The sequence below is a fragment of the Burkholderia sp. ABCPW 14 genome (genome assembly GCF_001523835.1).
GTDB classification, from domain to species: domain Bacteria; phylum Pseudomonadota; class Gammaproteobacteria; order Burkholderiales; family Burkholderiaceae; genus Burkholderia; species Burkholderia mayonis.
In genome coordinates, this window is the sequence record NZ_LOVS01000027.1 from 1 (window position 1) to 13,693 (window position 13,693).

A 13,693-nucleotide genomic window follows, 5' to 3' on the forward strand; every position below is an offset into this window, starting at 1 on the left:
GCCACAACCAAGCGCTCATCGCACTGGCTCGGCGACGCTGCGATGTCCTGTTCGCCATGCTGCGCGACGGCACCATTTACCAACCCAAGTCAGCCCCTAACGCTTGACGAACAACATAGGGGCACCCTCCAGCCGGGAGGGGAGCAGGTCCCGTCCATTCATGGATCCATGTTCCATCTTTTAATGGAACAGTTCGGCTGTGGCGACAGCGCCGCCGCTGGTGTCCTGCCCCCCCGTGACCAGCACATTGCCGTTCTGCAGCAGGGTGGCCGTATGGCCCTCGCGCGGAGCGGCCATGCGACCAGTGGGCGACCATGTGCCGCTGGTCGGATCGTACAGTGTGGCGGCGGCTATGGCGCCGTTGGTGTTCGGCTGTCCTCCCGCGACCAGCACCTTGCCGTCCAGCAGGCGGGTTGCCGTGTGGGCCTGGCGCGCGAGGAGACTACCGGTAGCCGACCATTTGCCGCTGGCCGGATCGTACAGTTCGGCTGTGTCGATAATAAAGACGCCCTCGAGGTCGCCCCCCGCGACCAGCACCTTGCCGTTCTGCAGTGGGGTGGCCGTGTGGCCCTCGCGCGGAGTGGCCATGCTACCAGTGGGCGACCATGTGCCGCTGGTCGGATCGTACAGTTCGGCCGTGGCGACAGGGCTGCCGCTGGCGTCCTGCCCCCCCGTGACTAGCACCACCTTGCTGTCCTGCAGCAGGGTGGCCGTGTGGCGCTCGCGCGGGGTGGCCATGCTACCAGTGGACGACCATGTGCCGCTAGTCGGATCGTACAGTTCGGCTGTGGCGACAGCGCCGCCGCTGGTGTCCTGCCCCCCCGTGACCAGCACATTGCCGTTCTGCAGTAGGGTGGCCGTATGGCCCTCGCGCGGAGCGGCCATGCGACCAGTGGACGACCATGTGCCGCTGGTCGGATCGTACAGTTCGGCTGTGGCGACAGCGCCGCCGCTGGTGTCCTGCCCCCCCGTGACCAGCACATTGCCGTTCTGCAGCAGGGTGGCCGTATGGCCCTCGCGCGGAGCGGCCATGAGACCAGTGGGCGACCATGTGCCGCTGGCCGGATCGTATAGTGTGGCATCGGCGATGACGCCGTTGGCGTTCTGCCCCCCCACGACCAGCACCTTGTTGTTCTGCAGTAGGGTGGCCGTATGGCTTTCGCGCGGAGCGGCCATGTCATCCGCAGGCAGCCATTCCCCGACTGACTCGGACACGACGGTGATCAGCACCTGGGCCTGGACGCTGCCCACACTGTTGCTGCCGGTGACGGTGTAGGTCGTTTGCGCCTGCGGGTTGCCCGGTGTGCCACTGATTACGCCGGTCTGAGCATCCATGCTCAAACCCGCTGGCAGCGTGGGCGATATGGAGTACTGGGTAATTTCACCGCCGGTGGATTGCGGTGCATCGGGGACGATCGGCTGGCCAGTCACGTACACCGGGGCCGGATCCGCGTACTGCAGGCTCGCCGGTGGCGCCACCTGAGCCCGCACCTCGATGTTCAGCTGTGCCGTGACGCTGCCCACGCTGTTGCTGCCCGTCACCGTATAGACGGCTGGCGCGGTCACGGCCGTGGGGGTGCCGGTGATCACGCCGGTCTGCGGATCCAGGCTCAGCCCCGCCGGTAGCGCTGGTGCCACGCTGTATTGCGTGATTTCGCCGCCGATGCTGGTCGGCCGGTTCGGCGTGATCGCCGAGCCGGTCACATAGATGACGGACTCGTCCACATAGCTCAGCCTGTCCGGCGCCGCAGCACTGGCTTGGACCTCGATCTGTATCCGGGCTGTGGCGCTGCCGGTCGCGTTGCTGCCGGTGACCGTATACAGTGTGGCGTTGCTCACGGCGGAGGGCGTGCCACTGATCACACCGGACTGCGGATCCAGGTTCAGGCCCGCCGGCAGGGCCGGCTCCACGCTGTACTGCGTGATGGCGCCTCCGCTGCTGTTCGGGGAATTGGGGATGATCGCCGTGCCCTGCACGTATACCGTTGACAGACTGTCATACGTCAGTCCGGCAGGGGCTAGGGCGTCTGTGATGTCGCTGCCGCCGCACCCGGCCACCAAGGTGGCCAACAGCATGATTAGGCCAAGCAGATACGCTCGACGGGACTCTGTGAACATGGTGTGCCTCACTCACGGTGTCTAACTGAATTTAAAAGCACAGTCGCAAGGACACGTTGTCGCCAACGCATCCTTCCCAAAGAATCGTACGTGGGAGTTTCCCCCGCATATGGCTCAAGCCCCGCGAAACTGCATGCAAACCTACAGCCGATTCGTCATGACGCAACGAATCTCCGCATCGTGTGGCAGTCCTAATTGCGCGCGACGTGCGGCGTCGCTTTGCGGGATCGGCAGTTCCCGCGCAAAGTCGCGCATGTTGTAACCCTTGTCGGCGCCGAGCGTCGTGGCATGACGGTGCGGCACGCAGTCGAGCAGACGCAACGCGCTTGCGCGTTCGGCGAAACCGTCGGCGTGGCTCACTACGGCGCCGACTACCAAGCCCGAACAGTTCTCCATCAAGATGTGCCCCTGATAGCAAAGGATGGCTCCGCTTTGCCGGCCCTTGCGGAACAGGCGGGCATCCGGATCAGTGCTCGATTCACGCGTGTCGTTGCTGCGCCGCTTGCCTTTCCAGTCCGTGTCCGCATTGCGTCCGCCGCCCTGTCGGCGGATCGTCCGAGCCATCTTTGGGACGGAAGCTCTTGTGACTGGCCCATGCCTGGTTCAGCGTGCCATCGACCGAGAAATGCTCCCTGGACAGCAGCCCTTGCTTGTCGGCCAAGCTCATGACCTTTGTAAAGAACGTCTCGATCACGTCGTGCTCCAGCAGCCGGTCGCGGTTCTTGGAGAACACGGAGTGGTCCCATACGGTGTCTTCGATGGCGAGGCCGACGAACCAGCGGAACAGCAAGTTGTACTGCACCTGCTTCATGAGCTGGCGCTCCGAGCGGATGCTGTAGAGCGCCTGGATCAGCATTGCTCGCAGCAGCCTCTCTGGCGCGATGCTCGTTCGTCCGCCTTTGATCTCGGCCTCGTATATTCCGGTGAACAATCGATTCATCTTCGCCAGTGCTTCGTTGGCCATCGTGTGGATCGCCCGCAACGGATGCGACGCCGGAACCGGAAGGAAATCGTCCAGCTTGCGAGCCTTGAATTCGTTGTCAGTGAACGTGTTAGCGCCGCGCATGATTTCAAGGAGTCCGGATGAGGTTCTCATATCAACGCCTCGGGGCCTCGACCAGTCTCGCGGGCCTATTACGCTCGCAAGATCCAGCAGGGCAAGCGCCACAACCAGGCACTCATCGCGCTGGCACGGCGACGCTGCGATATCCTGTTTGCCATGCGGCGTGATGGCACCATTTACCAATCCAAGTCAGCCCATAACGCTTGATGAACAACATAGGGGGCCCCCACCGAATTCGCCGTCTAACGCCCGCAACGACGGATTCAAAGGAGCCGGAAATTTCTGATTCTGAACCGGACTAATACTGGGTCAGGCTCATACCCGCTCGCTCACTATCAAAGCCCATACTCGTGCGGAAACATACGCAGCGAGCTTTTAACCACCGTCACGGCACCGTCGATGAGTGAACAGCGGCCAGAACCGGGCAGCAGCTCGCAGAGGCTCGAGAGCGCCTCGACGTCGCGCCGGCTTGCAGTTCCAGTATCGATCCGCTGCAGCAGCCGCGCCATCTGAAACGTCCCGCATTTGCACGGCGGGCATTGCCCGCACGACTCGGCCGCGAAAAACTCGACATAGCGCTCGACCTCGTGAATGATGCTCGTTCCCTCGCCGAGCACGATCATCGCGCCCGTTCCGAGGTGTGAGCCACGCGCGCGCACCGATGCGAAGTCGAGCGCGACATCGAGGTCGGACGCCGTCAACAGTGTGTTCGATGGCCCGCCGGTGAATACGGCCTTGAACGCTTTGCCGCCAAGCATGCCGCCACCGCAGTCGAACACGAGATCCCGCAGCCGCGTGCCCATCGGCAACTCGTAGAGGCCCGGGTTCAGCACGTCGCCCGACAGCGAGTAGAGCTTCGTGCCGCATGCGTCGCCGATGCCGAGAACGCGATGCGCGTCGGGACCGTCGCGAAGGATGTGTGGAACATTCGCAATCGTCTCCGTGTTGTTGATGACCGTCGGCGCGCCGCTGATGCCGGCCTGGACAGGGAAGGGCGGCTTGCTGCGCGGAAACGGAAAGCGATCCTCGAGCCACGAAATGATGGCCGTTTCCTCGCCACCGATGTAGTGACCAGAGCTTTCTGTCAGCGTGAGCGAAATCGGGTGTCCGAGCGTTGCGGCGACACGATCGAGCGGCGCGCTAGTTCGCCATTGCGCGAGCGCCTCGCGCACAGCCGCGAGCGCCGCGTCGAGTCGGCGATTGACATAGATTACGACGTGGGTTGCGCCGATCGCGAGCGCCGCGATCAGCGCGCCTTCGATGACTTGATGCGGCGTGCGCGACAGCAAATGCCGGTCTTTGAACGTGCCAGGCTCGTCTTCGTTGCCGTTGACAACAACATACTTGGTCAAGCCCAGCTGCGCCGCCGCCGTGCGCCACTTGATGTGCGTCGGAAAACCCGCGCCGCCCATGCCGACGAGGCCCGCCGCTTCGATCGCGTCGATGATCTCGGCAGGTCGCGCGAGTGCAGCGTCGAGACCGCCGCCGCCGCCCGCCGCTCGCCATCGATCGTAATCTGGTCCGACGTTGAGGCTTGGATGAAGCAATCGCTCGTTCAGGCGTTTCATCGCGAATCCTGTGTGGCGCCGCCCGCGAGATGGCGGCGCAGGTCGAAGTTGCCGTATTCGGGATAAAGAAGCGGCGCGCGCGCTGCGTGCTGCATCTTGCCGGCCTTTGCGAGTGCGCGCCGGAACGCCGCGACGTGCGTAAGGCCTGCTCGACTAGGCGGCCCGCGTCGCGCCGCATACGCGGCGGAATGGACACCGGCACGCCTGCCGAACACGATGATCTCAAGTAGCGCGTTGCCCATCAGCCGGTTGCGTCCGTGCACGCCGCCCACGACTTCGCCTGCCGCGTAGAGCCCGGCGACGTCGGTCTCCGTGTCGTTGGATATCATGACGCCGCCGTTCTGATAGTGCAGCGTCGGATAAACGAGGAGTGGTTCTCGCGCCGGATCGAGTCCGCACTTCGCAGCGAGATGGGCAATCGTGACGAGCTGCGTTGCGAGCAGATCCGGGTGGCGCGCGAGCAGGTCCGGTGTGTCGACAAACACGCCGAGCGCAGTATCTCGGCTGATACCGCGCCCTTGCGCACATTCGCGTAGGATTGCTGCCGCGACGACGTCGCGCGGCGCGAGTTCGTCGACGAAGCGCTCGCCCAGGCCGTTGACTAGGTGCGCGCCGACCGAGCGAATCGCCTCCGACACGAGCGTACCCGCGAGATGCGGTGGCCACGCGACACCGGTCGGATGGTACTGGAAGCTGTCGACGTCAGTGACGCGCGCGCCTGCGCGATACGCGATCACGAGTCCGTCTGCCGTCGCGCCGTAATGATTCGACGTGGCAAAGCCTTCGAGATGCAGACGTCCCGCTCCCCCCGTCGCGAGCACGACCGCGTTAGCGAGCACGGGGAGCAGCAGGCCGTGCTCGAGGTCACAGAGGACGGCCCCCGCGCATGCGCCACTTTCGTCGGTCAGCAGCTCAATGGCGGGCGCGCGGTTCAGCACCGTAATCCTGCGGTCGAGCTCGACCGCTGCGCGCAGCACGCGCATGATCTCGAGGCCGGTGAAGTCCCGGTGCGACAGCACGCGAGCGGCGCTTGCACCGCCCGCGCGCTTGCGCAGCAACCGCACGCCATCCTCGTCGAGGTCGAAGGCAACGCCCAAGCCGATCAACCAGCGGATCGCGGCCGGGCCGTCTGCGACGAGTAGCGAGACGAGTTCGGGATTGCCCGCGCCGTGGCCGCCGCGCAGCGTGTCGTAGTAGTGGAGCTCGATGCTGTCGTCGTGGCCGACTGCCGCCTGGATGCCACCTTCCGCCATTACGGTATTGCTGTCGCCGATGCGCAGCTTCGTTGCGACGACGACGTCCGCGCCCGCGTCGGCCGCTTCAAGCGCGGCCGACGCTGCTGCGCCGCCTCCGCCGATCACGAGTACGTCGGTGTGAAGCGGCGCGACGCCTGTCAGATCGACTTCGTCGATCAACGCATCGGACTCGAGAAGCCGCGCGAGTGCCGGATGACACGCGCAGCCCGCGTTCGGACCGATACTGAGTATCGTACCTGCGCCGTTCCGGTAGTCGGGATGGTACGCGGCAAGGAGCGCCTGAGCCGATTCATCGGACGGGCGCAGAGGCAAGTCGCGGCCCGGCCGCAAGTGTGCGCGCGCGTCGTGGTAACTGATTGAACGACATTCCATTGCCTACTCCACGTGGGCGCGGCCGGTCGCGTCGAGTTCGGCGAGCCGCGCGATGAGATCGATCGGCCGCAGCGACAGCGCCGTATGTACGCGCCGCGTAGCGAGACCGAGATGATTCGGCCAGATCCGTTCGGGACAGGCGAGCGTGCAGAGGTTGCACATCACGCACGTGTCAAACGCGGCGGCCGTCCCCGGCAAGTCGCCTGCGACTGCGAGTGCGACGCCACGCTGCACATCGATGCCTTTCGGGCATGCGCGGTCGCAACCACCGCAGTGGCGGCACGCGAGCGCCTGCGGAAACACACGCATCAGCTCGCGGTGCGCCCGCCAGCTGTCGGAAAATTGGCGGATATCGTAGCGGTGCGGTGTGTCCGGCGTGAAGTAATCAATGAAACTCACATGCATTCCCTGTTCGACGCGGGTCTCACAAGCGAGTTGCGCGGTCACGTCGCATTCGCCGGCTCGCCGCACAAGGCAGCGGCATGCGCCGCAGACGCCTTGCCCCATGCACCCAACATTCGCTGTCAGCGCACCATAGTGGGCCGCCGCCTCGACAATGGAGAGCGTCGCTTCGACCTCGATCGTGTGGCCGTCGATGACGACGGTGATTCGATGTTCGTTGGTCATCTCGCTCCTCGTGGAGAAAAGCTTGATTGCGCTCGATGGTTCTGGCCAGAGGGCAATGCAAGGAACGCGCCCGCCGCGACGCGGGACGGCAGCAACGGCACGCGGCTTGCGTGAAGTAGGGCGTGGGTACACCGCGAATCCATGAGATCGTCGTCTGCAGGAAGAGGCGGAGTACCGTTTGCGATTCGGTTTTCCGAATAAATCTCTATCATTTAGTTCGGAAAACAGCATTGACCCCTGCGGACAGAGCGAAATCCCCCCAGAATTCAGTGAAATATCAATGGCATATTGATGGCACGCAAACTGCTTAATAATGTTGCGGTTTGGTTCTGGAAACTAGATTGCGAAAGGAAAAGGAAAGGGAATGGTGCTATGGTGACGACGGCGTTGATCGAGCGGAACGGCGGCAAAGCGAGCGGCGAAGTGCTCGGCAGTTGCCGCTATCGGCGGCGGTGCGCAGGCCCATGCGAGCTGCTCGTGACGGAGCTGGCTGATCCGTCGGAATTTTCGGGCCGGTCGTGCATCCGCTCGCTTCATAGTCGCGTATCGCTATTTTTCCGCGCACGGTATCGCGCACCTCAAGGCGGCAGCGGGCCGCGCGCTGTCGCTGCACGCGTAGCGGCTCGAATGCGAAATCGAGAAGTTCGAAACGTTGCCATTCGCACTGACACAGATGCTTCGCGCGCACAATGAAAACATGGGTGCGCTGCAAACCTATATGGATGACGCGTCTAACCATGCCGCGTCGTCCAGTTGGGGGGCGCCCGGCTGCTTTATCGGCCGCGATTTGTTGTTTCGGACCATACGTTCAGCGCACACCGGCGAGACCTGTCGTGAGCTGTTACGCGATCAATCCGGCAGTCCGACCGGTTCTTATCCCGCGAGCAGAGTCGACGGCGGCCGCCGCCGGCGAGGCATCGTCGTGACGATGATTCCGCTCGACAGGCCAAAACGCTATCGGCTGCGCGGTGTCGAGCGGCGAGTCGTCATGCTCGACTGGAGCTGCATCATCGTGCTGTCGTCGCGTGCCAACCGGAAGTATCACGCGACGGGCCGGCTGACGGACAAGCAGCTATGCCAACTGGACGAAGCGCAGCGATACGGCCGTGCTCAGCTCGTGACGCTCGCGTCGGATAACGTGACGCCGCCACTCGGTGACCGCATTTTATCCGCGCCGACCCGCCGGGCTAAATGCGTGAATATCTGGCCGCCCAGCTGCCCAGTCTGTCGATGCGCCTCCTCGTGCTCGTGGTCGCGCTCGTTGCGCTCCGTGAGCACATTGTCTACGAGCGACGATTGACGATGCAGGAGCTACAGATGACACGCGAGATCAATCAGCCGCTGACGGCAATGGCGACTCTGTCCGAGAGCGCCGTGCGCTTACCGCGGTGCAGCGACGCCGCGACGGCGAAGTTCAATCTGGCCCGGATCGGCGAGCTCGTCGGGCGGATAGGAGCGTTAAGGAGGCGATTGCACTCATTAGCGCGCGGCTCGGAAGCTCCGATCGTGCCGTCGATCGATAGCGCCGTTGCGCTGCTCGGACATCGACTGAACAACGGCCGTGTCGACGTGAAGACCGTCGCGCCGTCCGAGCCATTGCGTGCGTTCTGCGGGACCGTGCGACTTGAACTGGTGCTCGTCAACCTGCTGCAGGACGCAATTGATGCGATGGACGGCACGCAAGCGCCGGCCATCGAGATCCATGCGTACCAGGATGGCAGGCGTGCGGTGATCGATGTACTCGACAACGGAATCGGCTTTCCCAGCGTGGTGCGCACGAGGCTGTTTGAGCCGTTCTTCACGACGAAGAAGGCGGGTGGGCTCGGACTTGCAATCACCGCTGCAGTCGCGGCAAGCTTCGGCGACGGCCAGATGGGTGCGAACTGGTCGAAGGACGGTTCGCAGTTCCGATCGAAGCTGCGCGCCGCGTCGTTGGAAGGAGCGGGGCGATGACCGACGACCTCGACGTGCTCGTCGTCGAGGACGACGACTATGTTCGGCTTGGGTGTCTGCAGGCGCTCGCACTCGAAGGAGTGCGAGCGGCTGGCTTCGACAGCGCAGAGAAGGTGCTGAGCATGTTGCCGCGCGACCGCCGCCTCGTCGTTGTCTCCGACATCCGCCTGCCAGGTGTTGATGGGATGACATTTCTGCGCAAACTGGTCGAGCGGGATGCCGATTTGCCGGTGATCCTGATTACGGGCCACGGTGATGTGCAGACGGCTGTTCAAGCGATGCGTGACGGCGCATACGACTTCATTCAGAAACCGTTTCAATTGCACGAACTCGTGTCCGTCGTCAAACGCGCGCTCGAGAAGAGGGAGTTCGCGCTCGAAATTAGGCGCCTGCGTCGGCAGATCCCATGGACCGGCGAGCTCGAGAACAAGCTGATCGGTCGTTCCCCCCCAATGGTAGCGCTGCGTGAGCTCGTGCGGGAACTCGCTCCACTGCCGACAGACGTAATGATTTTCGGCGAGACGGGCACTGGCAAGGAACTTATCGCGCGCTGTCTGCACGACTTATCCGGGCGAAAGGGACCGTTCGTCGCACTCAATTGCGGCGGTTTGCTTGAAACGTTGTTCGACAGCGAGATATTCGGTCATGAGGCGGGTTCTTTTTCCGGTGCGACGCGGCAACGTATCGGCAAGATCGAATATGCGCAGGGAGGCACGCTCTTTCTCGACGAGATCGAAAGCATGCCGATCGCGATGCAGGTGAAGCTGCTGAGAGTGCTGCAAGAGCGAGCGATCGAGCGGCTCGGATCGAACCGACTCATTCCCGTCGATTTTCGTGTGATCACGGCGACCAAGGCTGACTTGCTTGCGCTTTCCGAAGAAGGGAGGTTTCGCGCCGACCTCCATTTCCGTTTGAACGTCGCGACACTGCACTTGCCACCACTGCGCGCACGACTTGAGGACATTCCGCTCTTGTTCGACACGTTCGTTCAGCAGGCAGCGCTCCGGCTCGATCGCCCGCCGCCGCCTATTAAGGAAGCGACGTTGCGTGAGCTACTCATGCGCAAGTGGCCAGGCAACGTGCGCGAGGTGCGCAACCACGCCGAACGTTACGTGCTTGGTCTCAGGGGCGCGCCCGGCGCGGATACGGAAGCGCCAGTGTCGCTTCCGGCGGCGGTCGATGCGTTCGAGCGCGCACTCATTGTCGAAGAGCTGCGTCGCAACGACGGAAACCTGTCTCGGGCAGCCGAGGCACTACAGATTCCGAAAACGACGTTGTTCGGCAAGATTCGCAAATACGACATCCGCAGCGAAGAAGCTTAATATGTCGCCGGATGTCGCTCGACCAACGGACGAGAGGCGGAGCACCTATCGACCGTTACGAACGTACAGGAACAGATGTAGTGGCATAGGCTGATGATCCGCTTCTTGATTGGCAACGTCCAGCGGCCGCTCATCGCGCGGACAAGGGATGTCTCGACGAGCCAACGCTCGCTGCGAACTGAACACGACGCCGATAATCATCGGGGGGCGTAGCCTCGCCGGAGGTGATCGCTCCGCGCTCTCCGATCCGTTGGCCGGCTCGCGAGCGTTCGCTTTTCCTGGTGGGCAGCAGTACCCATCGGTCTAGCGAGTCAATCGCCTGGCAAAATTATTCGAACGTGTAATAAATAACCAAGGACGTAATCGAGAGGTGTGGCGACCACATTATGCCTATCCACGAGATAGTGCGTAAGCGTGTCGGACACGTCGTTGTTCCAGCAGCATCGCGCACTCGTGTCGCAGTCGTCGAAATCTCATGCAAGCAGTTTGTATGAAGGAGGGCTTTCGTATGAAAAAGAGTCGACCGATCGCGTTCGGCGAACCGAACAGGTATCGAGATCGTGATTCCTAAAAACGAACGAGAGGCGCGGCGCTTGACGAGACAGCGTTTGTAAACCCATAAAAAATAAGGACATCTATTTCGTAAGTCGCCTGGCATAATCCTTGCTGATGAAAATCGCGCTGGATCATATTGATAGGATACCTAATTAATAGGAAGGGGACTTGCAAATGGCTATCAGCGGCTCGGTCAAAACGAAGAAGCTCGTCGCTCGCACGACTGCCCCGCTCACGGGCGTTGCGTTGCTGCACGACTCCGCGCACAACAAGGGCTCTGCGTTCACGCGCGAGGAACGCCGTCGGCTCGGTCTCGAAGGGTTGTTGCCGCGCGCGGTCGAGCCGCTCGAGCGACGAGTCGAACGTGTGCTGTCCCATCTCGACGTACTCGACGACGACCTCGCGCGCTACGTCTACCTGATCGATCTCGAAGCGCGCAACGAAACGGTCTTCTACAAGACGATCATGTCGGCCCCGAGGCGGTTCATTCCTATCCTCTACGATCCGACCGTCGCCGACGTGTGTCTCGCTTTCGGCAATTTGTATCGCCGCGCACGCGACATGAAGGGCAGCACGGCTGAACAGGCGTATACATGGTCCGATGGACGCGCGCTCTTCGCGGCCGGCGTTCAGTTTCCCGAGTTACCGGCCAGGCCAGGCCAATAACTTCTATATCTACCCGGCGATTAGTCTCGCGACCTACGTATGCCGTCCGACGCGGCTCACCGCTGAGTGCTTTATCGTCGTCGCCGCGCAGGCGACGGCCGACCAAGTGGGACCGACGCTGCAGGCCAAGGGAATGCTGTTCGCGAGCTAGGATCACATTTTGGAAACAGAAAACACGACCGCGAGCCGGATCGCAGAGCACTTGTTCGACGCTGGTCTCGCATGCGTATCGCGACCGCGTGAGATTCGCGAGTGGATCGAAGATCTGCTCTATCGGCCATCCTACTGAACGCTGCTTAATGGTCTGGTGCCTCACCGAGCGGCACTTTTTATATCCTATCAGCAGGCTTGTCCGTCATGGAATATTTCGTCTACACATTCCAAAAATATCCGGAGATCGCGCTCTTTCTGACGATCGGCATGGGTTTTTGGATCGGTAATATGAGGATCGGCAAGTTCAACCTCGGCGTCATCACGTCGACGTTGCTCGCTGGACTTCTGATCGGCCAAATCGGCATCAAGCTTCCGACGGCGCTGCAATCTACCTTCTTCGCAATGTTTCTGTTTTCGGTCGGTTATACGGTTGGGCCACAATTCATTCGAGCATTGAGCAGCGACGGATTGCCACAAGTGATTTTCTCAATAATCGTTTGCATCGCCGGCACCGCTACCGCTATCGCTCTCGGAAAACTGCTCGGCTATAACGCCGCGCTTACGTCCGGGTTGCTGTCGGGCGGCTATACGAATTCGACTGTCCTCGGTGTCGCAACCGACTTGATTCAGCAGTCAGAACTGCCGCAGGCACAGCTGCAAAACGCGCTCGCGCTGCTGCCGATCGCCTACGCGGTCACCTATCCGTTCGGCACGATTGGTTCCGCGTACCTGCTTGCAAACATCGCGCCGAAGGTGCTCGGCTTCGACCTTGTGAGAGAGTGCGAACAACATGAACGCGAGCATGGCGTCGGCACCGCGGTCGGCACAACCGCATATCGCGAGTACTCGGCGCGCGCGTTCCGCCTGTCGAACCCAGCGTTGGTCGGCAAGACCGTGCTAGAAGTCGAGACATTCTTTAATCGCGAACTCTTCATCCGGCGTGTACGCGCCGGGGAAGGTGCCGAGATCGTCGACTGCACTGGCGACACTGTGCTAACGGACGGCTCAATCGTCGCGGTGTCGGGTGGCCTCGCGTCACTGCTTGCATATGAGGATCAATTCGGTCCAGAGATGAAGGACGTTCCACTCCTCGACTTCCCGACCGAACTGCTCGATCTCGTCGTCACAAGCAAGGAGTACGCGGGAAGGGCACTGGGCAAGATCATCGATGAGTTGTTCGACGAACCGGGGCGCGGCGTATTTCTGACAAAGGTCACGCGTTCGGATGTATCGATGCCGATGCGGCGCGAAATGAAAATTCAGCGTGGCGACGTGCTGAAGATCCTCGGTGCGAAGCAGGACGTCGCGAAGATTGCGAAGGTGCTTGGTTATGCGGACCGACCGATCGAAGGCTCCGACATGGCGTTCATGGCATTCGGGATCGTCGCGGGAAGTGTGGTCGGTGCGTTCACGATCCATCTCGGCGGCGTGCCACTCAGCCTTGGCACGGCGGTCGGCGCGATCGTCGCAGGGATCATCTGCGGCTATTTGCGCTCGACGATGCGCACGTTCGGCCACATTCCAGGTCCGGCGATCTGGGTTTTCAATAATGTCGGCCTTAACGGTTTCATTGCGTGCATTGGTCTGAATGCAGCGCTCGACTTCGTGAGCGGCATCCAAAACTACGGACTCACGCTGTTTCTCGCCGGAACGCTGGTAACAATCGTACCGCTCGTCGTCGGACTTGTCCTCGGCCACTATGTGTTCAAGTTTCATCCTGGAATCATGCTCGGCGTTTGCGCCGGCGCGCGTTCGACGACGGCTTCACTCAGCTCGTTGCAAGAAGCGGCAAAATCGAACGTGCCCGTGATCGGCTATGCGACGGGCTATGCGGTGTCGCGTCTCGTGATGGCGCTGTTAACGATCGTCGTCGTCAACGTATTCTAGATGCTATGGGAGTGCTGTGAACCGCCCCGGATTTGGTGGAGGCTCGAACTCTTGAGAGAATGGAGCCATGAGCAAGAAGCCAAGCAAGTTTTCCCCGGAAGTCCGGGAGCGCGCAGTCCGTCTGGTACGAGAGCAGCGTAGCGAGCATCCGTC

The 13,693-nt window shown here is 62.0% G+C and carries 10 protein-coding genes and 2 pseudogenes; 7 read left to right on the forward strand and 5 right to left on the reverse strand.

Features of this window, described 5'->3' with window-relative positions; translation table 11 throughout:
* Window positions 1–180: 180 nt before the first annotated feature.
* On the reverse strand, window positions 181–2,076 hold the full coding sequence (locus WS62_RS04430; RefSeq protein ID WP_231748190.1) for a Kelch repeat-containing protein: 1,896 nt from the start codon (window positions 2,074–2,076) through the stop codon (window positions 181–183).
* Between the two features lie 236 nt (window positions 2,077–2,312).
* Window positions 2,313–3,184, reverse strand: a pseudogene (locus WS62_RS04435) (IS5 family transposase); the annotation flags it as partial.
* A gap of 51 nt (window positions 3,185–3,235) precedes the next feature.
* On the opposite strand from WS62_RS04435, the pseudogene WS62_RS35890 reads away from it, so the two are divergent.
* Window positions 3,236–3,388: pseudogene (locus WS62_RS35890) on the forward strand (IS110 family transposase); the annotation flags it as partial.
* Between the two features lie 128 nt (window positions 3,389–3,516).
* Here the strand turns inward: WS62_RS35890 and WS62_RS04440 are convergent.
* The 3 genes from WS62_RS04440 to WS62_RS04450 are packed head-to-tail and all read right to left on the reverse strand — an operon-like array spanning window position 3,517 to window position 7,004.
* Window positions 3,517–4,749 (reverse strand): complex I 51 kDa subunit family protein, encoded by a 1,233-nt coding sequence (locus WS62_RS04440; protein ID WP_066568265.1) that lies wholly within the window; start codon window positions 4,747–4,749, stop codon window positions 3,517–3,519.
* On the reverse strand, window positions 4,746–6,377 hold the full coding sequence (locus tag WS62_RS04445; protein ID WP_066568267.1) for an FAD-binding protein: 1,632 nt from the start codon (window positions 6,375–6,377) through the stop codon (window positions 4,746–4,748). Before WS62_RS04445 ends, WS62_RS04440 begins: the two co-directional genes overlap by 4 nt.
* A gap of 3 nt (window positions 6,378–6,380) precedes the next feature.
* Window positions 6,381–7,004 (reverse strand): 4Fe-4S dicluster domain-containing protein, encoded by a 624-nt coding sequence (locus WS62_RS04450; RefSeq protein ID WP_066568270.1) that lies wholly within the window; start codon window positions 7,002–7,004, stop codon window positions 6,381–6,383.
* Between the two features lie 697 nt (window positions 7,005–7,701).
* Here WS62_RS04450 and WS62_RS35895 point away from each other — a divergent pair.
* The 6 genes from WS62_RS35895 to aspT all read left to right on the forward strand — a co-directional run bounded on the left by WS62_RS35895 (window position 7,702) and on the right by aspT (window position 13,540).
* Entirely contained in the window at window positions 7,702–8,304 is a 603-nt protein-coding gene (locus tag WS62_RS35895) for a hypothetical protein (protein ID WP_156440859.1), read from the forward strand.
* Window positions 8,305–8,321: 17 nt separating this feature from the next.
* Complete coding sequence (locus WS62_RS38620) at window positions 8,322–8,957, forward strand: sensor histidine kinase (RefSeq protein ID WP_197422761.1); 636 nt, start codon at window positions 8,322–8,324, stop codon at window positions 8,955–8,957.
* On the forward strand, window positions 8,954–10,279 hold the full coding sequence (locus tag WS62_RS04460; protein ID WP_066568274.1) for a sigma-54-dependent transcriptional regulator: 1,326 nt from the start codon (window positions 8,954–8,956) through the stop codon (window positions 10,277–10,279). The genes WS62_RS38620 and WS62_RS04460 overlap by 4 nt, the downstream gene beginning before the upstream one ends.
* Before the next feature lie 729 nt (window positions 10,280–11,008).
* Entirely contained in the window at window positions 11,009–11,500 is a 492-nt protein-coding gene (locus WS62_RS37855; protein ID WP_066568275.1) for a hypothetical protein, read from the forward strand.
* Window positions 11,436–11,651, forward strand: a complete 216-nt coding sequence (locus WS62_RS37860; RefSeq protein WP_231748191.1) for a malic enzyme-like NAD(P)-binding protein — start codon at window positions 11,436–11,438, stop codon at window positions 11,649–11,651. The genes WS62_RS37855 and WS62_RS37860 overlap by 65 nt, the downstream gene beginning before the upstream one ends.
* 206 nt (window positions 11,652–11,857) lie before the next feature.
* Complete coding sequence (gene aspT, locus WS62_RS04470; RefSeq protein ID WP_066568276.1) at window positions 11,858–13,540, forward strand: aspartate-alanine antiporter; 1,683 nt, start codon at window positions 11,858–11,860, stop codon at window positions 13,538–13,540.
* Window positions 13,541–13,693 lie beyond the last annotated feature (153 nt).